At 70.8% G+C, this 21,791-nt stretch carries 23 protein-coding genes and 1 pseudogene; 20 read left to right on the forward strand and 4 right to left on the reverse strand.

Annotated elements, in window-relative coordinates; genetic code table 11:
* Positions 1–87 precede the first annotated feature (87 nt).
* The 8 genes from map to truA all read left to right on the forward strand — a co-directional run bounded on the left by map (position 88) and on the right by truA (position 5,384).
* Positions 88–924 (forward strand): type I methionyl aminopeptidase, encoded by an 837-nt coding sequence (map, locus tag HEP85_RS23815; RefSeq protein ID WP_168529666.1) that lies wholly within the window; start codon positions 88–90, stop codon positions 922–924.
* A gap of 187 nt (positions 925–1,111) precedes the next feature.
* Positions 1,112–1,333: a translation initiation factor IF-1 gene (gene infA / locus HEP85_RS23820; RefSeq protein WP_003948620.1), complete on the forward strand. Its 222-nt coding sequence runs from the start codon at positions 1,112–1,114 to the stop codon at positions 1,331–1,333.
* A 70-nt stretch (positions 1,334–1,403) separates the two neighbouring features.
* Positions 1,404–1,517: a 50S ribosomal protein L36 gene (gene rpmJ, locus HEP85_RS23825; protein ID WP_003974245.1), complete on the forward strand. Its 114-nt coding sequence runs from the start codon at positions 1,404–1,406 to the stop codon at positions 1,515–1,517.
* 210 nt (positions 1,518–1,727) lie between these two features.
* Complete coding sequence (gene rpsM / locus HEP85_RS23830) at positions 1,728–2,108, forward strand: 30S ribosomal protein S13 (protein WP_148010033.1); 381 nt, start codon at positions 1,728–1,730, stop codon at positions 2,106–2,108.
* 64 nt (positions 2,109–2,172) lie between these two features.
* Complete coding sequence (gene rpsK / locus HEP85_RS23835) at positions 2,173–2,577, forward strand: 30S ribosomal protein S11 (protein ID WP_006376016.1); 405 nt, start codon at positions 2,173–2,175, stop codon at positions 2,575–2,577.
* Positions 2,578–2,731: 154 nt separating this feature from the next.
* Entirely contained in the window at positions 2,732–3,754 is a 1,023-nt protein-coding gene (locus HEP85_RS23840; RefSeq protein ID WP_003966937.1) for a DNA-directed RNA polymerase subunit alpha, read from the forward strand.
* A gap of 174 nt (positions 3,755–3,928) precedes the next feature.
* A complete protein-coding gene (gene rplQ / locus HEP85_RS23845) occupies positions 3,929–4,426 on the forward strand; it encodes a 50S ribosomal protein L17 (RefSeq protein WP_168529668.1) in 498 nt (165 codons plus the stop codon).
* Positions 4,427–4,517: 91 nt separating this feature from the next.
* Complete coding sequence (gene truA / locus HEP85_RS23850; RefSeq protein WP_168529669.1) at positions 4,518–5,384, forward strand: tRNA pseudouridine(38-40) synthase TruA; 867 nt, start codon at positions 4,518–4,520, stop codon at positions 5,382–5,384.
* A 103-nt stretch (positions 5,385–5,487) separates the two neighbouring features.
* On the opposite strand, the gene HEP85_RS23855 is transcribed toward truA, so the two are convergent.
* Positions 5,488–6,369 carry a hypothetical protein gene (locus HEP85_RS23855; RefSeq protein ID WP_168529671.1) on the reverse strand — a complete coding sequence of 294 codons (882 nt, stop codon included), beginning with the start codon at positions 6,367–6,369 and terminating at the stop codon, positions 5,488–5,490.
* A gap of 572 nt (positions 6,370–6,941) precedes the next feature.
* On the opposite strand from HEP85_RS23855, the gene rplM reads away from it, so the two are divergent.
* The 3 genes from rplM to glmM all read left to right on the forward strand — a co-directional run bounded on the left by rplM (position 6,942) and on the right by glmM (position 9,471).
* Positions 6,942–7,385: a 50S ribosomal protein L13 gene (gene rplM, locus HEP85_RS23860; protein WP_168529673.1), complete on the forward strand. Its 444-nt coding sequence runs from the start codon at positions 6,942–6,944 to the stop codon at positions 7,383–7,385.
* 42 nt (positions 7,386–7,427) lie between these two features.
* Complete coding sequence (gene rpsI, locus HEP85_RS23865; RefSeq protein WP_168529675.1) at positions 7,428–7,949, forward strand: 30S ribosomal protein S9; 522 nt, start codon at positions 7,428–7,430, stop codon at positions 7,947–7,949.
* 163 nt (positions 7,950–8,112) lie between these two features.
* A complete protein-coding gene (gene glmM, locus HEP85_RS23870; RefSeq protein WP_168529677.1) occupies positions 8,113–9,471 on the forward strand; it encodes a phosphoglucosamine mutase in 1,359 nt (452 codons plus the stop codon).
* Here glmM and HEP85_RS23875 read toward each other — a convergent pair.
* Together HEP85_RS23875 and coaA are read right to left on the reverse strand one after the other, a co-directional pair.
* Positions 9,468–10,406, reverse strand: coding sequence for a DUF389 domain-containing protein (locus HEP85_RS23875; RefSeq protein ID WP_168529679.1), 939 nt, complete (start codon positions 10,404–10,406; stop codon positions 9,468–9,470). The two genes, glmM and HEP85_RS23875, sit on opposite strands and share 4 nt — an antisense overlap.
* A 35-nt stretch (positions 10,407–10,441) precedes the next feature.
* Entirely contained in the window at positions 10,442–11,410 is a 969-nt protein-coding gene (gene coaA / locus HEP85_RS23880; RefSeq protein WP_168529681.1) for a type I pantothenate kinase, read from the reverse strand.
* A gap of 219 nt (positions 11,411–11,629) precedes the next feature.
* Between coaA and glmS the strand changes: the two genes are divergently transcribed.
* The 8 genes and pseudogenes from glmS to HEP85_RS23920 all read left to right on the forward strand — a co-directional run bounded on the left by glmS (position 11,630) and on the right by HEP85_RS23920 (position 20,219).
* Entirely contained in the window at positions 11,630–13,477 is a 1,848-nt protein-coding gene (gene glmS / locus HEP85_RS23885) for a glutamine--fructose-6-phosphate transaminase (isomerizing) (RefSeq protein WP_168529683.1), read from the forward strand.
* 138 nt (positions 13,478–13,615) lie between these two features.
* Complete coding sequence (locus HEP85_RS23890; protein ID WP_168529685.1) at positions 13,616–13,987, forward strand: holo-ACP synthase; 372 nt, start codon at positions 13,616–13,618, stop codon at positions 13,985–13,987.
* 71 nt (positions 13,988–14,058) lie between these two features.
* Positions 14,059–15,503 (forward strand): annotated as a pseudogene (locus HEP85_RS23895) (NAD(P)H-hydrate dehydratase).
* A gap of 272 nt (positions 15,504–15,775) precedes the next feature.
* Positions 15,776–16,693: a L,D-transpeptidase family protein gene (locus HEP85_RS23900; RefSeq protein WP_168529687.1), complete on the forward strand. Its 918-nt coding sequence runs from the start codon at positions 15,776–15,778 to the stop codon at positions 16,691–16,693.
* Positions 16,694–16,808: 115 nt separating this feature from the next.
* Positions 16,809–17,960, forward strand: a complete 1,152-nt coding sequence (gene alr / locus HEP85_RS23905) for an alanine racemase (RefSeq protein WP_329289777.1) — start codon at positions 16,809–16,811, stop codon at positions 17,958–17,960.
* 170 nt (positions 17,961–18,130) lie between these two features.
* Positions 18,131–19,369 (forward strand): alpha/beta fold hydrolase, encoded by a 1,239-nt coding sequence (locus HEP85_RS23910; RefSeq protein WP_168529689.1) that lies wholly within the window; start codon positions 18,131–18,133, stop codon positions 19,367–19,369.
* Positions 19,335–19,868, forward strand: a complete 534-nt coding sequence (tsaE, locus tag HEP85_RS23915; RefSeq protein WP_168529691.1) for a tRNA (adenosine(37)-N6)-threonylcarbamoyltransferase complex ATPase subunit type 1 TsaE — start codon at positions 19,335–19,337, stop codon at positions 19,866–19,868. Before HEP85_RS23910 ends, tsaE begins: the two co-directional genes overlap by 35 nt.
* A 162-nt stretch (positions 19,869–20,030) precedes the next feature.
* A complete protein-coding gene (locus HEP85_RS23920; RefSeq protein WP_329289783.1) occupies positions 20,031–20,219 on the forward strand; it encodes a hypothetical protein in 189 nt (62 codons plus the stop codon).
* A gap of 235 nt (positions 20,220–20,454) precedes the next feature.
* Here the strand turns inward: HEP85_RS23920 and HEP85_RS23925 are convergent, their stop codons facing one another.
* Positions 20,455–21,009, reverse strand: coding sequence for a hypothetical protein (locus HEP85_RS23925; RefSeq protein ID WP_168529693.1), 555 nt, complete (start codon positions 21,007–21,009; stop codon positions 20,455–20,457).
* A gap of 132 nt (positions 21,010–21,141) precedes the next feature.
* Here HEP85_RS23925 and tsaB point away from each other — a divergent pair, with 132 nt between their 5' ends.
* Positions 21,142–21,789 (forward strand): tRNA (adenosine(37)-N6)-threonylcarbamoyltransferase complex dimerization subunit type 1 TsaB, encoded by a 648-nt coding sequence (gene tsaB, locus HEP85_RS23930; protein WP_168529694.1) that lies wholly within the window; start codon positions 21,142–21,144, stop codon positions 21,787–21,789.
* Positions 21,790–21,791 lie beyond the last annotated feature (2 nt).

Below are 21,791 nucleotides of genomic sequence, written 5' to 3' on the forward strand. Positions count from 1 at the left end.
CTCCGGGGCGTCGCGGCCGTAGTGTTGTACAGGTAGTTGTTCGTGTACGCAGTCGGTTGACGGAGAAGACGGAGAGCGCGGGCCGCCATGGTGCAGATCAAGACCCCCGAGCAGATCGCCAAGATGCGTGAGGCGGGCCTGGTCGTAGCCGCCGTGCACGCGGCCACGCGCGAGGCGGCGGTGCCGGGTGCGACGACGCGGGACCTCGACGAGGTGGCGCGCAAGGTACTCGCGGAACACGGCGCGAAGTCGAACTTCCTGGGATACGGGGGGTTCCCCGCGACCATCTGCACTTCGGCCAACGAGGTCGTCGTGCATGGCATCCCGGACGACAAGACCGTCCTGAAGGACGGCGACATCATCTCCATCGACGCGGGCGCGATCGTGGACGGCTGGCACGGGGACGCGGCGTTCACGGCGTTCGTGGGCTCCGGCCACGCTCCTGAGCTGGTCGAGCTCTCCCGGGTGACCGAGGAGTCGATGTGGGCGGGTATCGCGGCGATGAAGCCGGGGAACCGGCTCGTCGACGTCTCCCGCGCGATCGAGACGTACATCCGCCGCCAGCCGAAGCCGGGTGGCGGCCGCTACGGGATCATCGAGGACTACGGCGGCCACGGCATCGGTACCGAGATGCACATGGACCCGCACCTGCTGAACTACGTGGAGCGCCGGCGCGGCAAGGGCCCGAAGCTCGTCCCCGGTCTCTGCCTGGCCGTCGAGCCGATGGTGTCCCTGGGTACGCCGAAGACCGAGGTGCTGGAGGACGACTGGACCGTCATCACGACGGACGGTACGTGGTCCTCGCACTGGGAGCACTCGGTGGCGGTCACGGAGGAGGGCCCGCTGGTCCTGACGGCTCCGGACTGCGGCAGGGCGAAGCTGGCGGAGTACGGCGTGACGGCGGCGCCGGACCCGCTGGCGTAGCCGGCCTCGGCCGGCTCGCGCTCAATCACCGGGGGGACCAGGTTAAGGATCTCCCGGATGGGGCATTCTTCCTCGATTCGTCTTTCCGAGTGCCCTGACGTAGACTGACTCGTCGGCTCTCGTGCACCCGCATGCCTGCATGCGCTCGCACGGAGTCGATCAAGGTAGTCGATTCGAAGGGCGAAGCGTGGCCAAGAAGCAAGGTGCCATCGAGATCGAGGGCACTGTCGTCGAGTCTCTTCCGAACGCCATGTTCAAGGTTGAGCTCCAGAACGGCCACCAGGTTCTGGCACACATCAGCGGCAAGATGCGTATGCACTACATCCGCATCCTCCCTGACGACCGGGTCGTGGTGGAGCTGTCTCCGTACGACCTGACGCGTGGCCGGATCGTCTACCGGTACAAGTAGATCTTGCCCTTACTCCGTGTTCCCGGTTCCGGGACGCGGGTGGTGGCACTGACCCGGAGAACCTCACCTAATGAAGGTCAAGCCGAGCGTCAAGAAGATCTGCGACAAGTGCAGGGTGATCCGCCGTCACGGTCGGGTCATGGTCATCTGCGACAACCCGCGCCACAAGCAGCGCCAGGGCTGACGCACGACCGCACCTTCTGCACCCGCAGATACTTCGCGCGACGCAAGCAGTACATGTTCATACGCAGAATCCAGGGCTGATTCCCATCAGGCCTGACACCCCCGGTCGGAGGCCGGGGACCCGGTTCGTACCGAATCTTCAGCAGCGAAGAGGACGGCGGGCGGGATCCGGTTCTGCGGAAGACCTCCGAACGACAACTGGAGCCATTGAATGGCACGCGTTTCCGGTGTTGACATCCCGCGCGAAAAGCGTGTGGAGGTCGCCCTGACCTACGTGTTCGGCATCGGCCGGACCCTTTCCCAGCAGACGCTGGCCGAGACCGGCGTGAACCCGAACACCCGCGTTCGTGACCTCTCCGAGGAGGAGCTGGTCAAGATCCGCGAGTACGTGGACGCCAACCTGAAGACCGAGGGTGACCTCCGTCGCGAGATTCAGGCCGACATCCGCCGCAAGGTCGAGATCGGCTGCTACCAGGGTCTGCGCCACCGTCGTGGCCTGCCCGTCCACGGTCAGCGCACCAGCACGAACGCTCGTACCCGCAAGGGCCCGCGTCGCGCCATCGCCGGTAAGAAGAAGCCGGGCAAGAAGTAGTCCTCAGCGGACGCTTATCAGCGGTCTTCGCTGTAGGACCGACCACCTCCCGTAGGAGTAATAGATGCCCCCCAAGGGTCGTCAGGGCGCTGCCAAGAAGGTGCGCCGCAAGGAAAAGAAGAACGTCGCTCACGGGCACGCTCACATCAAGAGCACGTTCAACAACACGATCGTCTCGATCACGGACCCCGCGGGCAACGTGATCTCCTGGGCCTCCGCCGGCCACGTCGGCTTCAAGGGCTCGCGCAAGTCCACCCCCTTCGCCGCGCAGATGGCCGCCGAGTCGGCCGCCCGCCGCGCGCAGGAGCACGGCATGCGCAAGGTCGACGTCTTCGTCAAGGGCCCGGGCTCGGGTCGTGAGACGGCGATCCGTTCGCTGCAGGCGACCGGTCTCGAGGTCGGCTCCATCCAGGACGTGACGCCGACCCCGCACAACGGTTGCCGTCCGCCCAAGCGCCGCCGCGTCTGACGCACGGCCGCTTGTCGGTTTGAGGTTTCCGGGCGGTACGGCTCCGTAAAAGGGCCGTATCGCCCGTACCCTTGCAGTACCCGTACGGTGAAAACGTACGGTTTTGTCGGGCGTCAAATAGCGGGCGTCCACGAAAGAAGGATCTGATCCACACATGCTGATCGCTCAGCGTCCCTCGTTGACCGAAGAGGTCGTCGACGAATTCCGCTCCCGGTTCGTGATCGAGCCGCTGGAGCCGGGCTTCGGTTACACCCTCGGCAACTCCCTGCGTCGGACCCTCCTGTCCTCGATCCCGGGTGCGGCGGTCACGTCCATCCGCATCGACGGCGTGCTGCACGAGTTCACCACCGTGCCGGGCGTCAAGGAGGACGTCACCGACCTGATCCTCAACATCAAGCAGCTCGTCGTCTCCTCGGAGCACGACGAGCCGGTCGTGATGTACCTGCGCAAGCAGGGTCCGGGTCTCGTCACCGCCGCCGACATCGCGCCCCCGGCCGGTGTCGAGGTGCACAACCCCGACCTCGTCCTCGCCACGCTCAACGGCAAGGGCAAGCTGGAGATGGAGCTGACCGTCGAGCGCGGTCGCGGCTACGTCTCCGCCGTGCAGAACAAGCAGGTGGGCCAGGAGATCGGCCGTATCCCGGTCGACTCCATCTACTCGCCCGTTCTGAAGGTCACCTACAAGGTCGAGGCGACCCGTGTCGAGCAGCGCACCGACTTCGACAAGCTGATCGTCGACGTCGAGACCAAGCAGGCCATGCGTCCCCGTGACGCCATGGCGTCGGCCGGTAAGACCCTGGTCGAGCTGTTCGGTCTCGCCCGTGAGCTCAACATCGACGCCGAGGGCATCGACATGGGCCCGTCCCCCACGGACGCCGCCCTCGCCGCTGATCTCGCCCTGCCGATCGAGGAGCTCGAGCTCACCGTTCGGTCGTACAACTGCCTCAAGCGTGAGGGCATCCACTCCGTGGGTGAGCTCGTCGCCCGCTCCGAGGCCGACCTCCTGGACATCCGCAACTTCGGTGCGAAGTCCATCGACGAGGTCAAGGCGAAGCTGGCCGGCATGGGCCTGGCCCTCAAGGACAGCCCGCCCGGATTCGACCCGACCGCCGCCGCCGACGCCTTCGGCGCCGACGACGACGCGGACGCGGGCTTCGTGGAGACCGAGCAGTACTAAGAGCTCGGGGCCACTGGTCCGGTTGTAGGGCGCGGGTGCGCTGTGGTTTGTCGCGCAGTTCCCCGCGCCCCCTCCAGGCCCCTTCGGGGACCTGGATCTCCGACAGGCGACCGTCTGCTCGGATACTGACCTCGGTACCTCGTACGGCCGGGGCAGACACCTAGGAGAAACACCATGCCGAAGCCCGCCAAGGGTGCCCGTCTGGGCGGCAGCGCCGCGCACGAGAAGCTGCTCCTCGCGAACCTCGCGAAGTCGCTCTTCGAGCACGGCCGCATCACCACCACCGAGGCGAAGGCCCGTCGCCTGCGCCCGTACGCGGAGCGTCTGGTCACCAAGGCGAAGAAGGGTGACCTTCACAACCGCCGTCAGGTGCTCTCGGTGATCACGGACAAGAGCATCGTGCACACGCTCTTCACCGAGATCGGCCCGCGCTACGAGAACCGCCCGGGTGGCTACACCCGTATCACCAAGATCGGTAACCGCCGTGGCGACAACGCGCCCATGGCTGTCATCGAGCTGGTGGAGGCCCTGACCGTGGCCCAGCAGGCCACCGGTGAGGCCGAGGCGGCCACCAAGCGTTCCGCCAAGGACGCCGAGGCTCCGGCCAAGGTCGAGGACACCAAGGTCGAGGACGCCGCTGAGGCTCCTGCCGAGGAGTCGAAGGACGCCTGAGGCACTGCCTTGCTGTGAGCGGGTCCGTCCCTTCGGGGGCGGGCCCGCTTTCGCGTTCCGGCAGGAGAGCCGGGCTTGAGAGGATCCAGGAGTGAGTGACGAAGCGGAGCCCGGGTTCGTACGGGTGCGGATGGACCTGTCGTACGACGGGAGCGAGTTTTCCGGGTGGGCGAAGCAGGCCGGGGGCCGCAGGACCGTCCAGGGCGAGATCGAGGACGCGCTGCGGACGGTGACGCGGACGAAGGACACCACGTACGAGCTGACCGTCGCCGGGCGCACCGACGCCGGGGTGCACGCGCGCGGGCAGGTGGCACACGTCGATCTGCCGGCGGAGCTGTGGGCCGAACACCGGGAGAAGCTGCTGAAGCGGCTGGCCGGGCGGCTGTCGAAGGACGTGCGGGTGTGGGCCCTGGCCGAGGCGCCCGCCGGGTTCAACGCGCGTTTCTCGGCGATCTGGCGGCGTTACGCCTATCGCGTCACCGACAACGCCGGGGGTGTGGATCCGCTGCTGCGCGACCACGTCCTGTGGCACGACTGGCCGTTGGACGTCGACGCCATGAACCAGGCGGCGGCCGGGCTCGTGGGCGAGCACGACTTCGCCGCCTACTGCAAGAAGCGTGAGGGCGCGACGACCATCCGTACGCTCCAGGAGCTGAGCCTGGTGCGCGGGGACGACGGGATCATCACCGCGACCGTCCGCGCCGACGCCTTCTGCCACAACATGGTGCGTTCGCTGATCGGGGCGCTGCTGTTCGTGGGGGACGGCCACCGCGGGCCCGAGTGGCCCGCCAAGGTGCTGGCCGCCGCCGTACGGGACTCGGCCGTCCATGTCGTACGGCCGCACGGGCTGACGCTGGAGGAGGTCGGCTATCCCGCCGACGAGCTGCTGGCCGCGCGCAACAAGGAGGCGCGCAACAAGCGCACCCTTCCCGGGGCGCCGGGGTGTGACAACTGCTAGGGCCTCCGGGCCCTGGACGGCTCGGGTGCGCCGCGCGGGTGTCCGGCCGCCCGGTGGGGGTGGCCGGGAGCGGCCCCGTCCACCCGCGGCGGCCGGCCGGTGACTACTGGTTGGCCGCCGACGAGGCCTGGGCCTCGCCGCGTCGGCGGATCTGGCGGAAGGCGAACTCGGCCAGGTCGTCGCCGGTGCTGAAGACCTCGGCGCTCTTGGCCGTCGCGTCCTTGCCGTTGGTGAAGCCGGCCAGGGTGAAGTAGGCGTAGCGGCCGACGGAGTTGGTGGTCGAGCGGCAGACCGCCGTACGGCAGAAGGTGGCGACACCCTGGCCGGGCAGCGAGGTGATGATGCTCTTGCTGTCCGCCTGGGCCTTGGCCTTGTCCGCCTGGGCCTTGGTGTCGAAGACCGCGACGCCCACGGTCACGGCGACGCCGTCCTTGCTGTAGGTGACGCGCAGCAGCCGGGTGCAGCCGTTGTCGGTGAGGACCTTGGGGAGCGTCCTCTGCACGCCCGTCGCGCACTTCGTGGTCGAGGCGGTCGGGCCCTTGCGGTAGACGCGGTCACCCACGGTCAGCTGCGAACCGGGGAAGAGGATGTCCGGGCTGAGCGGAGCGGTGTCCTTCTTTGCGCTGGATATGAAGTCCATCGGATCCAGCGGCGGAGGGGCCGAGGTCGGCGCGAACGAGGGCGTCGGCGCGGTGGTGTCGCTCGGGAGGGCCGTGGTGCTGGGCAGCTTGCCGGACTGGTTCGACGCCGTGTTGTCGCCGTTCGCGGAGACGACGGCCACGGCGACGGCCGCGCCGACCGCGAGCGTGGCGATCGCCGAGCCGCCGATCACCAGCAGCCTGCGGCGCCTGTTGCGCGTCTCGGACGCCTCGGCGAGTGCCGCCCAGTCCGGAGTCCGGTTCCCACTGCCCCAGTCGGGTTGCTGAGAACCAGGCTTCCACGGATCCCACGGGGGCTCCCCCTGCCCACCCTGCCCATAGCTCATGGGGCGCATCTTAGACGGGCGTTGGGGGGTGCCGTTCCGCACCGGGGGATACCTGAGTCCCTGGCGTGACCCGACCGCGCACGGGCAAAACTCACATCTCCGGGTGGTTGGTACGTCACGCCCCCCGGCGGCGCGCCGGGGCGCGGAGCGTCGCGCGAAGGCGGATTCCGTGGGGTTCCTCACACGGGCGCCAGGCCGGTGACGCGGCGTGTCCTATGTGACTGGCTTACGCTGGGTACGCAGGCTGCGAATGGGTTGTGCGGCCGGAAAGCGGCCTCGGGGCGCGCACAGCGCCCGGAGCCGAGGGATGTCCCATCCGCCCGGACGACCGCCCGTGACGCCTGCCGCAAGAGCCGCGTTTTGACCCGTCCGGGGAAGCGCGGGTACTCTTGCAGTTCGTTATGTGTATTGGCTTGCTCATTCTCACGTGAGGGGCCCTTACACCGGTCCACCGGGGCCGATGACCAGCGACCAGCACTCGGTATGCGTCACCGAGGTGCGGTCAGGGCTGTCGTGATCGTCCGTGGTGGCCATGTCAGGACCCACTCACTGAAGAAGCGAAGGCTACGACCGTGCGTACGTACAGCCCCAAGCCCGGCGACATCACTCGCCAGTGGTACGTCATCGACGCCCAGGATGTCGTCCTGGGTCGTCTGGCGACCACTGCAGCGAACATCCTGCGGGGCAAGCACAAGCCGATCTATGCGCCCCACGTCGACGCTGGTGACTTCGTCATCATCATCAACGCCGACAAGGTGCACCTCTCCGGCAACAAGAAGACCCAGAAGCTGGCGTACCGCCACTCCGGTTACCCGGGTGGTCTGCGCTCCGTCCGCTACGACGAGCTGCTGGCGAAGAACCCCGAGAAGGCCGTCGAGAAGGCCATCAAGGGCATGGTTCCGAAGAACACCCTGGGCCGTCAGGTGCTCTCGAAGCTGAAGGTCTACGCGGGCGAGAACCACCCGCACGCTGCGCAGCAGCCGGTCCCGTTCGAGATCACCCAGGTCGCGCAGTAGTTCCGGCCACCCCCTAAGACGAAAAAGAATCTGAGGAGAATCGTGGCCGAGACCACCGTTGAGCAGCCGGTCGAAGAGACTGAGCTCGTCGACATCGAGAACTACACCACCGAGTCCGAGGTCCCCGTCGAGGGCGAGTACACCTCGGAGTCGCTCGCCGGCCGCTTCGGCGACCCGCAGCCGGCCGCCGGCCTGGGCCGTCGCAAGAACGCCATCGCCCGCGTCCGGATCGTCCCGGGCACCGGCAAGTGGAAGATCAACGGTCGCACCCTTGAGGACTACTTCCCCAACAAGGTGCACCAGCAGGAAGTCAACGAGCCCTTCAAGGTGCTCGAGCTCGACAACCGCTACGACGTCATCGCCCGCATCTCGGGTGGCGGCGTCTCCGGTCAGGCCGGTGCGCTCCGTCTCGGTGTCGCCCGCGCGCTGAACGAGGCCGACGTCGACAACAACCGCGCGGCGCTCAAGAAGGCCGGCTTCCTCAAGCGCGACGACCGTGCGGTCGAGCGCAAGAAGGCCGGTCTCAAGAAGGCCCGTAAGGCCCCGCAGTACAGCAAGCGTTAATCACCGCCTGCTGGTTTTCGTACGACCGTTCGCCCCGGCGGCACGCTGTGTGCCGTCGGGGCGTTCGTTTATCACCAGCCCAGGGCGTATAACGGCACAAGGCGCTCAAAGGCTTGCATGATCGGATGACTTCCGAATACTGAGCATCATCAGGAGGACACCAGTGGGACGACTCTTCGGCACGGACGGCGTGCGCGGTGTCGCCAACGCGGATCTGACGGCCGAGCTGGCGCTCGGTCTCTCCGTCGCGGCGGCGCATGTGCTGGCCGAGGCGGGTACGTTCGAGGGCCACCGGCCGGTGGCAGTGGTCGGGCGGGATCCGCGCGCGTCCGGGGAGTTCCTGGAGGCCGCCGTGGTCGCGGGTCTGGCCAGCGCGGGCGTGGACGTCCTGCGCGTCGGTGTGCTGCCCACCCCGGCGGTGGCGTATCTCACCGGTGCGCTGGGTGCCGACCTCGGTGTGATGCTGTCGGCCAGCCACAACGCCATGCCGGACAACGGCGTCAAGTTCTTCGCCCGCGGCGGCCACAAGCTCGCCGACGAGCTGGAGGACAGGATCGAGGCCGTGTACGACGAGCACCGCACCGGTGCTCCGTGGGACCGGCCGACGGGTTCGGGCGTCGGGCGCGTGCGCTCGTACGACGAGGGCTTCGACCAGTACGTCGCCCACCTGATCGGTGTCCTCCCGAACCGTCTCGACGGTCTCAAGGTCGTCCTCGACGAGGCGCACGGTGCCGCCGCCCGGGTGTCCCCGGAGGCCTTCACGCGGGCCGGCGCGGAGATCGTCACGATCGGTACCGCCCCTGACGGCCTGAACATCAACGACGGCTGCGGTTCCACGCACCTCGACCTCCTCAAGGCCGCCGTCGTCGAGCACGGCGCCGATCTCGGTATCGCGCACGACGGTGACGCCGATCGCTGCCTCGCCGTGGACCACACGGGCGCCGAGGTGGACGGCGACCAGATCCTGGCCGTACTCGCGCTGGCGATGCGGGAGCGTTCCGCACTGCGCTCCGACACCGTTGTCGCGACGGTCATGTCCAATCTGGGCTTCAAGCTCGCCATGGAGCGGGAGGGCGTCGCCCTCATCCAGACCGCGGTCGGTGACCGCTACGTCCTGGAGGAGATGAAGCAGCACGGCTACGCGCTCGGTGGCGAGCAGTCCGGCCACGTGATCATCCTGGACCACGCGACGACCGGCGACGGCACGCTGACCGGCCTGATGCTGGCGGCCCGGGTCGCCCAGACGGGCCGTACGCTCCACGACCTCGCGTCCGTCATGGAGCGGCTGCCGCAGGTCCTCATCAACGTCCCCGACGTCGACCGCTCGCGGGTGAACAGCTCCGCCGAGCTGGCGGCCGCGGTCGTCGAGGCCGAGCGTGAACTCGGCACCACCGGGCGGGTGCTGCTGCGTCCCTCCGGCACCGAGCCGCTCGTCCGGGTCATGGTCGAGGCCGCCGACATCGACCACGCCCGGTCGGTGGCCGGTCGGCTCGCGGACGCCGTGAAGTCCTCGCTCGGCTAACCGAGGGGTGTCACCGCACGCTGTCTCGCCCAGAACCACTTCTGGGCGAGCAGGGTGAGCGTGCCCGCGAGCACGATGCCGCCCAGGTTGGCGAGCAACTGCCAGGTGGAGCCCCAGGTCTGGGAGTAGTCCGCGTAGCTGAGGGCGACCGCCGCGTTCGCCGCCGCCGGGACCGTGGTCACCGAGATCGCGACGCCGATCAGCGCGCCCGACTTCGCGGACGTGAGGGACAGGGTGCCCGCGATCCCCGCGAGGAAGGCCACGACGAAGGACATCCAGTCGGGCTTCCAGATGAAGGCCGTGTTCGGCCGGGGGGCCTCCACCATCGCCTTCTCGAACAGGCCCAGGCCGTCGAGGAGCAGACTGAAGCCCGCGGTCAGCACCATGGCGAGGGCGAACCCCGCGAGCAGCGCCCACAGCGACCGCCACACCAGGTGCGGGGCGCGCCGCACCAGCGCCGTCGAGATCCCGGCGAGCGGCCCGAACTCCGGTCCCACGGCCATCGCGCCGACGATCAGGATCGCGTTGTCCAGCATCACACCGCAGGCCGCGAGCATCGTCGCGACCGCGAGCAGCGCCGCATACGTGACGCTCAGCGTCGACTCCTCGTGCGAGGCGTCCGCCAGGTGCTCCCACAGCACCGCGTCCGCACCCTCGCCCGGCGCCTCCTCCTCGGCCTCGTCGGCGCGGCTGGAGAGCGACAGATCGATGTTCTCGACGGCGATCGAGCCGGTCCGTTCGAGGTCGAACTCCCGCAGCGCGCCGATGAGTTCGTCGCCCGCCTCGCGTGCGACGTCGCACATCACGACGTCCCCGACGGGGTCGCGGGCGGCGCCCGGCAGCACGACGAGATGGGTGGTGCCGACCGTACGCCCGATCAGGCGCACCACCTCGTCGGTCCGTCCGGCCGGGGTGATCAGACGCAGATGCAGCATGCCGTGCAGGCTAGTGCCGAACGCCCGGCGCGGGACTACAGCTTGCGCAGGCTAAGGCGCTGCACCTTGTGGTCCGGGCCCTTGCGGACGACGAGGGCGGCGCGGCCGCGGGTGGGGGCCACGTTCTCCATCAGGTTGGGCTTGTTGATGGTCCGCCAGGTCGTGCGGGCGTAGTCGAGCGCCTCCTCCTCGGAGACCTGGGTGTACTTGCGGAAGTACGAGGAGGGGTTCTGGAAGGCGGTGGCGCGCAGCTTGCGGAAGCGGTTGAGGTACCAGGCCTCGATGTCCTCGGCGCGGGCGTCGACGTACACGCTGAAGTCGAAGTAGTCGGCGAGGCCGACGCGGGTGCGGCCGTCCTTGCCCGGCAGGGCGGGCTGCAGCACGTTCAGGCCTTCGACGATGAGGATGTCGGGACGGCGGACCGTGAGCTTCTGGCCGGGGACGATGTCGTAGATGAGGTGGGAGTAGACGGGGGCGGTGACCTCGTCCTTGCCCGCCTTGATGTCGGCGACGAACCGGGTGAGGGCACGGCGGTCGTACGACTCGGGGAAACCCTTCCGCGACATCAGGCCGCGTGCCTCCAGCTCCTTGGTGGGGAGCAGGAAGCCGTCGGTGGTCACGAGTTCGACGCGTGGGTGTTCGGGCCAGCGGGAGAGCAGGGCCTGGAGAAGGCGGGCGACGGTGGACTTCCCGACGGCGACCGACCCCGCCACGCCTATCACGAACGGGGTGCCGGACTGCGAGCCCTTCTCGCCGAGGAAGGTGTTCAGCGCCCCTCTCAGCCCGTCGGTGGCACCGACGTACAGATTCAGCAGTCTGGACAGCGGCAGATAGATGTCCCGCACCTCGTCGAGGTCGATGACATCGCCCAGACCGCGCAGCTTCTCGACCTCCTCGGCGTTCAGCGGCAGCGGCGTCTTCTCGCGCAGCGCGCTCCACTCGGCACGGGTGAGGTCGACGTAGGGAGTCGCCTCCGGCTTGTGCCGGTGGGCGCTCCGGGGCATCGGGGAGACCGGAGAGATCACAGTCCATTGTTACGGGAGTGTGGACGGGGTGGGGCGTGGGGTCCGTCACGCGAGGTCGTCAGGATGGCTCCGGTGGGCGCTCCGGAGCGTCCGGGGGCGGCCGGGGGCCCCGGGGAGGGTGCGGGAAGGCGGCTGGAATTTCCGATATCGGGCACGAGATGCCGAGATGTGGCGGGTGTCGGCCCTTAGGCTGCGCGCATGTGCGGAATCGTGGGATACGTGGGGTCGCAGTCGGCGCTTGACGTGGTGATGGCCGGACTGAAGCGACTGGAGTACCGGGGGTACGACTCGGCGGGTGTCGCCGTACCGGCGGACGGCGGACTGGCCGCGGCGAAGAGGGCCGGGAAACTGGTCAACCTGGAGAAGGAGCTGGTCGACCGGCCGCTGCCGACCGGGACGACCGGGATCGGGCACACCCGCTGGGCCACCCATGGCGGCCCCACGGATGCGAACGCGCATCCGCACCTCGACAACGCGGGCCGGGTCGCCGTCGTCCACAACGGGATCATCGAGAACTTCGCCGAGCTCCGCGCCGAACTGACCGAGCGCGGCCACGAGCTGGCCTCCGAGACGGACACCGAGGTGGTCGCGCACCTGCTCGCCGAGGAGTTCTCGGTCTGCGCCGACCTGGCGGAGGCGATGCGGCTGGTGTGCCGGCGCCTGGAGGGCGCGTTCACGCTGGTCGCGGTGCACGCCGACATGCCGGACGTGGTCGTGGGCGCGCGCCGCAACTCGCCGCTCGTGGTGGGGGTCGGCGAGGGCGAGGCCTTCCTCGCCTCGGACGTCACCGCGTTCATCGACCACACGCGTTCGGCGATCGAGCTCGGCCAGGACCAGGTGGTGGAGCTGCGCCGGGACGGGGTGACGGTCACCGGCTTCGACGGGCGGCCCGCCGAGGTGCGCTCCTACCACGTGGACTGGGACGCGGCGGCCGCCGAGAAGGGCGGCTACGACTACTTCATGCTCAAGGAGATCGCCGAGCAGCCCAAGGCGGTCGCCGACACGCTCCTCGGCCGCATCGACGCGGGCGGCTCGCTCCGCCTGGACGAGGTGCGCATTCCCGTGCGCGAGCTGCGGGAGGTCGACAAGGTCGTCATCGTGGCCTGCGGTACGGCCTTCCACGCCGGGCTGATCGCCAAGTACGCCATCGAGCACTGGACGCGTATCCCGTGCGAGGTGGAGCTGGCCAGCGAGTTCCGTTACCGGGATCCCATCCTGGGCGCGCGGGCGCTGGTCATCGCGATCTCCCAGTCCGGCGAGACCATGGACACCCTGATGGCACTGCGGCACGCGCGCGACCAGGGCTCCAAGGTGCTGGCGATCTGCAACACCAACGGCTCGACGATCCCGCGCGAGTCGGACGCGGTGCTCTACACGCACGCGGGCCCGGAGGTCGCGGTCGCCTCGACCAAGGCGTTCCTCACCCAGCTGGTGGCCTGCTACCTGGTCGCGCTGTACCTCGGCCAGGTGCGCGGCACCAAGTGGGGCGACGAGATCCAGGCCGTGATCCGGGACCTGTCCCACATCTCCGGCGAGGTCGAGCGGGTCCTGGAGACCATGGAGCCGGTACGGGAACTGGCGCGGACGCTCGCGGACAAGCGGACCGTCCTGTTCCTCGGCCGGCATGTCGGCTACCCGGTCGCGCTGGAGGGTGCCCTCAAGCTCAAGGAACTGGCGTACATGCACGCCGAGGGCTTCGCGGCGGGGGAGCTGAAGCACGGGCCGATCGCGCTGATCGAGGAGGATCTGCCGGTCGTCGTGGTCGTGCCCTCGCCGCGCGGCCGGTCCGTCCTGCACGACAAGATCGTGTCCAACATCCAGGAGATCCGGGCCAGGGGCGCGCGCACGATCGTGATCGCGGAGGAGGGCGACGAGGCGGTGGTGCCGTACGCCGACCACCTGATCCGCATCCCGGTGACCCCGACGCTGCTCCAGCCGCTGGTGGCCACGGTTCCCCTGCAGGTGTTCGCCTGCGAGCTGGCGACGGCGCGGGGCAACGAGGTGGACCAGCCGCGCAACCTGGCGAAGTCGGTGACGGTGGAGTGAGCGCGTCCGGCGGCCGCCGGACCGCTTCCACCGCGGTTCGTCCGCTCCGGGCCCGCGCCCGGAGCCGGAGCGGAGCCGTGACAGGACGGCGGCGGCAGATATCGGGACGGTGGGCCGGACGGCCGTAGGGTGCTCGGCATGAGCATCATCGGGGTCGGTATCGACGTGGCCGAGATCGACCGGTTCCGCGCGTCGCTGGAGCGTACGCCGGGACTGGCCCAACGGCTCTTCGTGGAACAGGAGTTGCACCTGCCGAGCGGGGAGCGGCGGGGCATCGCGTCCCTCGCCGTGCGATTCGCCGCGAAGGAGGCGGTCGCCAAGGCGCTGGGCGCTCCGGCCGGAATGCACTGGACGGACGCCGAGGTCTACGTCGAGGACAGCGGCCGGCCGCGGCTGCGGGTGCGGGGCACCGTGGCGGCGCGCGCGGCCGAACTGGGCGTCATGTCGTGGCATGTGTCGCTCAGCCACGACGCGGGCGTGGCTTCGGCGGTGGTGATCGCGGAGGGATAGCGGGGCCGGCCGCGGCACGAGCCGGGGCGGCCGGGGCGGCACGGAGGGGCTCCGTACGGGAGACTCGGTCCATGCGTACTGCGTACAGCGTGGAGACCGTGAGGACCGCCGAACAGGAGCTGATGGCACGGCTCCCCGAGGGGGCGTTGATGCAGCGGGCGGCCGCCGGACTCGCCGCCGCCTGCGCGGACGTGCTGGGGCGGGTGTACGGCAGCCGGGTCGTGCTGCTGATCGGCAGCGGGGACAACGGCGGGGACGCGCTGTACGCGGGCGCGCGTCTCGCCCGCCGTGGGGCCGGCGTCACCGCGCTGCTGCTCGCGCCCGAACGCACCCATGCCGGGGGGCTGGCAGCGCTGCGACGGGCCGGCGGGGCCACGGTCGCGCGCGGGGACGGCTTCGGCACCGCGCGGGAACAGATCCGGCGGGCCGACCTCGTCGTCGACGGCATCGTGGGGATCGGGGGCAAGGGCGGACTGCGGCCCGACGCGGCGCCGCTCGCGGAATACGCCGCGGACTCCCGCGCGGTGGTCGTCGCAGTGGACCTGCCGAGCGGTGTCGAGGCGGACACCGGAGAGGTCCACGGCCCGGCGGTCCGCGCCGATCTGACGGTGACCTTCGGCACCCACAAGCCGGGGCTGCTGATCGATCCGGCGCGCGAGTACGCCGGTTCCGTACGCCTCGTCGACATCGGGCTCGATCTGCCCGACGCGCCCGAACTGGAGGCCCTGCAGCACGTGGACGTGGCGGCGCGGCTGCCCGCGCCGGGGGCGGAGAGCGACAAGTACCGGCGGGGCGTGGTGGGGATCGCGGCCGGGTCCGCCCGGTACCCCGGGGCCGCCGTGCTCGCCGTCTCCGGCGCGCTGCGCGGTGGCGCCGGGGCGGTGCGCTACGTGGGGCCCGCGGCGGACGCCGTGATCTCCCGTTTCCCCGAGGCGCTGGTGTCGGACCTGGGGCCCGCGCGGGCCGGGCGGGTGCAGGCGTGGGTGGTCGGGCCCGGTGCCGGGGACGACGCGTCGGCGGTGGCCGAGGTGCTGGAGGCGGAGGTGCCGGTGCTCGTCGACGCGGACGGGCTGCGGCTGGCCGATCGCGCGACGGTGCGTGCGCGTACCGCGCCGACGCTGCTGACCCCGCATGCTTAAGCGAGGCGGCGGCGTTGCTCGGGGTGTCGCGGGAGTCGGTGGAGGGCGCCCGGCTGGCGTCCGTGCGCGAGCTGGCGGCGCGGTACGGGGCGACGGTGCTGCTGAAGGGGTCGACGACGCTGGTCGCCGATCCGGGGGGCGGGGTCGTGCGGGTCAATCCGACGGGGACCGCGTGGCTGGCCACGGCGGGGAGCGGGGATGTGCTGTCCGGGCTTGCCGGGTCGTTGCTCGCGTCGGGGCTGTCGGCGCTGGACGCCGGGAGTGCGGGGGCGTATCTCCATGGGCTGGCGGGGCGGCTCGCGGCGGAGGGCGCGCCGGTGGGGGCGCATGACGTGGCGGAGGCGGTACGGGACGCGTGGCGCGACGTGACGGGGTGACCCCGGCCGTCCCGTACCTGGGGGCTGCCGCCCCCGGACCCCCGCTCCGGCCTCAAGGGCCTTGGCTCAAACGCCGGACGGGCCGGATGTGCGGGCCTGGGCTGGAGATTTTCAGCCTGTCCGGCGCTTGAGGACGAGCCCTTCGGGCGCTGCGGGGGTCCGGGGGCGAAAGAGGCTGGTGCGTTGCCCATTACGGGGGACCCCGTCCGCGCGGCTCACCCCCTCCCGCCCCCACGTTGCGTATCGCTGAGTGCATGATGATGAGCAGACGAATGGCCTGGCGAAGCGCGGCGGTGATGCTGGCGCTGCTGACCGTACTGCCCGCACAGACCGCCCTGGCCGAAGCGGACGGCCCCCTGACCCCCGGCCCGGAAAGCCCGCTGGTGCCCGGCGCGGCGTCCGCCGTGGGGAGCCTGGTGCCCGGTGTGGCGCCCGGCCCGCGGCAGTCGTGGCAGGGGCCGGCGGACACGCCGGACCAGATGCTCGCGCCGGAGGTGTACACGCCCAGCGCCCGCGAGGACGCCGTCGAACCGCGGGACGCCGCCCCCGAGGCGGACGCCCTGATCGAGTACGTCCCGCCGGGCGATGCCGCCGACAAGGCCCTGTCGTGCAGCAGGCGGACCGGCCCCTACCAGCGCCAGGTCGAGCGCTGGCTGAAGCTGAAGGCGGACGGGAAGCAGTCCGGCGGCGACTGCCGCGCGATCCGGACCTTCCAGACCCGCCACGGGATCAAGCCGGCCACCGGTTTCGCCGGACCCGTGACCTGGGCCCGTATGCAGCTGCTGTCCGCGCGCAAGAATCCGAACGCGGCCGGGAAGTGCCACGTCCGCTCCTCCCGCGTCGCCTGTGTGGACCTGACCCGTCAGCTCACCTGGGTGCAGAAGGGGAAGAAGGTGCTGTGGGGACCGGTGCCGATGCGCAGCGGGCGGGCCGGTTACCGGACCAGGACCGGCCAGTTCAAGATCTACTGGAAGCACAAGAACCACTGGTCGACGCTGTACAACAGCCCCATGCCGTACAGCCAGTTCTTCAGCGGCGGCCAGGCCTTCCACGCCGTCTACGGCAGCATCTACGACCCGCACGGCTCGTGGGGCTGCGTCAATCTGCGCCTCGCCGACGCCCGCACGCTGTGGAACGTGCTCAAGAAGGGCGACCGGGTGTCCGTCTGGGGCCGCAGGGCCGGTACCTGACCGTCCGGCGGCGTCCGAGGCCGTCGGAGCCGGAGATCGTCCGAGACCGTCCGGGGCGCCCGAAGGGCACCGGCACAGGGGGGCCGTCGGACCCCTCTGAGACACTGGGGGCGCGATGAACGAGACAGCACCGCTGCGCGCCCGCGCAGAGATCGACCTGGCCGCCCTGCGGGCCAACGTGCGGACCCTGCGCGCCCACGCGCCGTCCGCGGCCGTGATGGCCGTGGTCAAGTCCGACGCGTACGGCCACGGCGCGGTCCCGTGCGCCCGCGCGGCGCTCGAGGCCGGCGCCACCTGGCTCGGCACCGCCACCCCCGAGGAAGCCCTCGCCCTGCGGGCGGCGGGCATCCCGGGGCGCGTCATGTGCTGGCTGTGGACCCCGGGCGGTCCCTGGCGGGAGGCCGTGGAGGCCGACCTCGACGTGTCGGTCAGCGGGATGTGGGCACTGCGGGAGGTCGTCGCGGCGGCCGCGGCCGCCGGCGTCCCGGCCCGCGTCCAGCTCAAGGCCGACACCGGACTCGGACGCAGCGGCTGCCAGCCCGCCGACTGGCCCGAGCTGGTCGCGGAGGCCCTGCGCGCAGAGGCCGGGGGTCGGATCCGGATCACCGGCCTCTGGTCGCACTTCGCCTGCGCCGACGAGCCCGGCCACCCGTCCGTGCGGGCCCAACTGACCCTGTTCCGCGAGATGGTGGCGTACGCCGAGGAGCGGGGCGTGCGCCCCGAGGTGCGGCACATCGCCAACTCGCCGGCGACGCTGACCCTGCCCGAGAGCCACTTCGACCTCGTCCGTACGGGGATCGCGGTCTACGGCATCTCGCCCAGCCCCGAGATCGGCACCCCGGCCGACTTCGGGCTGCGCCCGGTGATGACGCTGAGCGCGTCGCTGGCGCTGGTCAAGCACGTACCGGGTGGACACGGTGTCAGTTACGGGCACCACTACGTCACTCCGGGGCCCACCACCCTCGGCCTGATCCCCGTCGGCTACGCGGACGGCATCCCCCGGCACGCCTCCGGTACCGGACCGGTGCTGGTCGGCGGCAAATGGCGGACGGTCGCGGGCCGGGTCGCGATGGACCAGTTCGTGGTCGACCTCGGCGGGGACGAGCCGGCGCCCGGCACGGAGGCGGTCCTCTTCGGTCCGGGCGACCGCGGTGAGCCGACCGCCGAGGACTGGGCGCGGGCGGCGGGCACGATCGCGTACGAGATCGTCACCCGGATCGGAACCCGGGTGCCACGCGTACACGTGAACAGGGAACAGGACGGGTAACCGCACAGAGTGTCCCGTGCAGGACAACAGGACATGCCGACACCGGTGGCGGTGTCAGTCACAGCAAGAGCAACAGGAACAACCAGAGCAAGAGCAACAGCAAGAGCAACAGCACCACCGATACCAACGGACGCATCAGTGGACGAGATCCCGGCGAAGAGGAGCGGTACGTGAGCGAGAGCAGCGCGGAGGCCGTGACGGACGTCGCCGCGGCGGCCGTCGCCTCCGCCGCCGGGAACTGGCGCAAGGCCGGTATCGCCGGTGTCGCCATAGGCGTGGTCGCCGCGGGGGCCGCGGCCGGAGTCGCCATAGAGAGGCTCACGGTCGGCCGCGGCATGCGCAGCAAGGCGCGCCTCGCGCTCGACTCGACCGGCCCGTACGGCTCCTTGCGCGGCACCCCGGGCAAGGCGTACGCGGACGACGGCACCGAGTTGTACTACGAGGTGGACGACATCGAGCAGGACGTCACGTTCACCCCGCGTCGCCGCCGGCTCTTCGGCCGCAAGGCCCCGGCCCCCGTCACGGTCGTCTTCAGCCACGGCTACTGCCTCAACCAGGACTCCTGGCACTTCCAGCGCGCCGCGCTGCGCGGGGTGGTGCGCACGGTGCACTGGGACCAGCGCAGTCACGGCCGTTCCGGGCGCGGGGTCGCCCAGTCGACGGACGGCACGCCGGTCACCATCGACCAGCTCGGCCGGGACCTGAAGGCCGTCATCGACGCCGCCGCGCCCGAGGGGTCGGTGGTGCTGGTCGGGCACTCGATGGGCGGCATGACCGTCATGGCCCTCGCCGACCAGTACCCCGAGCTGATCAGGGACCGGGTCGTCGCCGTCGCCCTCGTCGGTACGTCGTCCGGGCGGCTCGGTGAGGTCAACTTCGGGCTGCCCGTCGCGGGCGTCAACGCGGTACGGCGGGTGCTGCCCGGGGTGCTGAAGGCGCTCGGTCAGCAGGCCGCCCTGGTGGAGCGCGGACGGCGGGCCACGGCCGACCTGTTCGCGGGGATCATCAAGCGGTACTCCTTCGCCTCCCGGGACGTCGACCCGGCCATCGCCCGGTTCGCCGAGCGGATGATCGAGGGCACACCGATCGACGTGGTCGCGGAGTTCTACCCGGCCTTCACCGACCACGACAAGACCGAGGCACTGGCGCACTTCGCCGACATGCCGGTGCTGGTGCTGGCCGGCGTCGGGGACATGGTGACGCCCAGCGAGCACAGCGAGGCGATCGCCGACCTGCTGCCCGACGCCGAGCTGGTGCTCGTACCGGACGCCGGACACCTGGTCATGCTGGAGCGCCCCGAGGTGGTCATGGACCGCCTCGCCGACCTTCTGATGCGCGCGGGCGCCGTCCCGGCAGGGGCTACCGTGGGCGGCTATGGAAGCACCAGCAGCACCGCACAACCCGGCTGAGCCCGCCGCCGCGCGGGCCGGCGTCCGGATCACCGTCAACTCGCCCGAGCAGATGCGGGAGCTGGGTCTTCACCTGGCCGATCTGCTGCGCGCGGGTGACCTGGTGATGCTCAACGGGGAACTCGGCGCGGGCAAGACGACCCTGACCCGCGGACTCGGCGAGGGGCTGGGCGTACGGGGCGCCGTCACGTCCCCGACGTTCGTCATCGCCCGCGTGCACCCCTCCCTCGGCGACGGCCCGCCGCTCGTGCACGTGGACGCGTACCGCCTGGGCGGCGGGCTCGACGAGATGGAGGACCTCGACCTCGACGTGTCGCTCTCCGACTCGGTGATCGTCGTGGAGTGGGGCGAGGGCAAGGTCGAGGAGCTGACCGACGACCGCCTGCACGTCGTCATCCACCGGGCGGTGGGCGACACCACGGACGAGGTACGGCACGTCACACTGACCGGGCTCGGCGCGCGCTGGGCGGCCGCCGACCTGAGCGGGCTCACGGTGTAGCCAGGGCTTCGGGCTCCGACGCGGGCCGCGCGTTCTTCGTACGGGTTCCGACAAGTCGTCGGCAAGATGTTGCGTTCGGCATCCCGGCCGTGGTCACATGGAGATCAGGCCGTAGTTAGGTGTACCTAACCACGCTTGCCCCCGAAGCCCCAGGAGGCGTCCATGTCGGCATCAGAACGTGACGGGCGCGACCTGCCGGCGCAGCAGCCGCGTGCGGTGGCCGGGGTGTCGATGCGGGACCTGCTGGCGTCGTGCGCCGCCGCCGAGGCGGTGTCGAGGCCGCCCCGGGCGCCGCGGGCGCCGTTGTCGGAGGCCGGTCGGGGGGACGAGCGGTCCCGCGACGCCGCGTAGCCGCTCCGCTGGGTGTGGTGACGAGGTCGGTCGGCCACGGGTGGGTTCTGCGGGTGCGGGTGGAGTGTGGCTGGGCGCGCAGTTCCCCGCGTCCCTGACGGGGCGCTCCGCTGGGCGTCGATCGCTCGGTGACGGCGGGGTCGACTCCGAGCCGGTGCCGGGTGGGCGCACAGTTCCCCGCGCCTCTGACGGGCGTTCTGTTGGGCGTCGATCGCTCGGTGACGGCCGGGTCGGTCTACTGGATGACGACGACCTTGACGCCGACCGTCGCGAAGGTCCACATCGCGTCGCCGTCGGCGCGGGACTCGCGGATGCCGCCGAGCTTCTTCCCGGGGTCGGGGGCGGCCGTCGAGCCGTCCGTGGCCGCGCTGAAGCCGATCACGATGCCGTCGACCACGCTGAACCGCACGACGTGCTCGATCTGCGCGCCGTCCGATCCGGTGACGATCCTGCCCCGTGAGGTGACCTCGTACGTGCCCACGACCGGGTCCAGCGTGCCGGGCGTGACCGCGAAGGTGCGCTGGGTCCTGTTGTTCTCCCCGACCAGCCACACCCGGTCGTCGTCGATCGAGTAGACGACCCGCTCGCCGGTGCCGGAGTCACCGGGCAGCGCCGCCGGGTTCTTCCGGTCCCGGGGTGCCTTCGTGGTGGAGACCGCGGGGGACGTGCCCACGCGGGGCCCGGCCAGGTGGTCCGGCGCGTTCGCCGACGCCTGGTAGGCGAGGAAGCCGACCACGGCGACAGCCGCGGCGGTGAGCCCGGCCACGAATCCCGAGCTGCTCCTGGCCACCCTGTGCCACCTCTCGTACCTTGATCGTGCCCAGTATGTCCTGTGTGGTGACGGTAGCAGCACGGGTCCGGCAGACCACGGCGGCCGTGCTTCCGTCCGCCGGACACCCCCCGGGCGCCGTACGCTGTTTGCGTGCTCTTGCTCGCTCTGGATACCGCCACCCCCGCCGTGACCGTCGCCCTGCACGACGGCACGTCCGTCATCGCCTCGTCGAGCCAGGTGGACGCGCGCCGGCACGGAGAGCTGCTGCTGCCCGCCGTCGACCGCGTGCTCGCCGAGGCCGGCCTGCGGCTCGACGCCGTCACCGGCGTCGTCGTCGGCGTCGGCCCCGGCCCGTACACGGGGCTGCGCGTCGGCCTCATGACCGCCGACACCTTCGGCCTCGCGCTCGGCGTCCCGGTGCACGGCCTGTGCACCCTCGACGCGCTCGCCTACGCCGCCGACCTCGACGTCCCCTTCGTCGTCGCGACGGACGCGCGGCGCAAGGAGGTGTACTGGGCCCGGTACGCCGACTCGCGCACCCGCGTCTCCGAGCCCGCCGTCGACCGGCCCGGCGACCTCGCCCTCGACGGCCTGCCCGCCGTCGGCGCGGGCGCCCTGCTCTACCCCGACACCTTCCCGGACGCCCGCGCGCCCGAGCACGTCTCGGCGGCCGCGCTGGCGTCGCTGGCGGCGGAGCGGCTGGCCGCGGGCGAGGAACTGGAGCCGCCCCGGCCGCTCTATCTGCGCCGCCCGGACGCCCAGGTGCCCAAGAACTACAAGGTGGTCACCCCCAAGTGACC

The sequence above is a fragment of the Streptomyces sp. RPA4-2 genome (assembly GCF_012273515.2).
GTDB classification, from domain to species: Bacteria; Actinomycetota; Actinomycetes; order Streptomycetales; family Streptomycetaceae; genus Streptomyces; species Streptomyces kaempferi.

Bases quoted from the DNA above. Each gene is read 5' to 3' on its own strand.
- rplQ (WP_168529668.1), top strand. From the start codon at position 3,929: ATGCCGAAGCCCGCCAAGGGTGCCCGTCTGGGCGGCAGCGCCGCGCAC.
- rpsM (WP_148010033.1), top strand. From the start codon at position 1,728: ATGGCACGCGTTTCCGGTGTTGACATCCCGCGCGAAAAGCGTGTGGAG.
- map (WP_168529666.1), top strand. From the start codon at position 88: ATGGTGCAGATCAAGACCCCCGAGCAGATCGCCAAGATGCGTGAGGCG.
- HEP85_RS23840 (WP_003966937.1), top strand. From the start codon at position 2,732: ATGCTGATCGCTCAGCGTCCCTCGTTGACCGAAGAGGTCGTCGACGAA.
- HEP85_RS23855 (WP_168529671.1), bottom strand. From the start codon at position 6,369: ATGAGCTATGGGCAGGGTGGGCAGGGGGAGCCCCCGTGGGATCCGTGG.
- HEP85_RS23890 (WP_168529685.1), top strand. From the start codon at position 13,616: ATGAGCATCATCGGGGTCGGTATCGACGTGGCCGAGATCGACCGGTTC.
- HEP85_RS23900 (WP_168529687.1), top strand. From the start codon at position 15,776: ATGGCCTGGCGAAGCGCGGCGGTGATGCTGGCGCTGCTGACCGTACTG.
- rpsK (WP_006376016.1), top strand. From the start codon at position 2,173: ATGCCCCCCAAGGGTCGTCAGGGCGCTGCCAAGAAGGTGCGCCGCAAG.
- tsaE (WP_168529691.1), top strand. From the start codon at position 19,335: ATGGAAGCACCAGCAGCACCGCACAACCCGGCTGAGCCCGCCGCCGCG.
- HEP85_RS23875 (WP_168529679.1), bottom strand. From the start codon at position 10,406: ATGCTGCATCTGCGTCTGATCACCCCGGCCGGACGGACCGACGAGGTG.
- coaA (WP_168529681.1), bottom strand. From the start codon at position 11,410: ATGCCCCGGAGCGCCCACCGGCACAAGCCGGAGGCGACTCCCTACGTC.
- rpmJ (WP_003974245.1), top strand. From the start codon at position 1,404: ATGAAGGTCAAGCCGAGCGTCAAGAAGATCTGCGACAAGTGCAGGGTG.
- alr (WP_329289777.1), top strand. From the start codon at position 16,809: ATGAACGAGACAGCACCGCTGCGCGCCCGCGCAGAGATCGACCTGGCC.
- glmS (WP_168529683.1), top strand. From the start codon at position 11,630: ATGTGCGGAATCGTGGGATACGTGGGGTCGCAGTCGGCGCTTGACGTG.
- HEP85_RS23920 (WP_329289783.1), top strand. From the start codon at position 20,031: ATGTCGGCATCAGAACGTGACGGGCGCGACCTGCCGGCGCAGCAGCCG.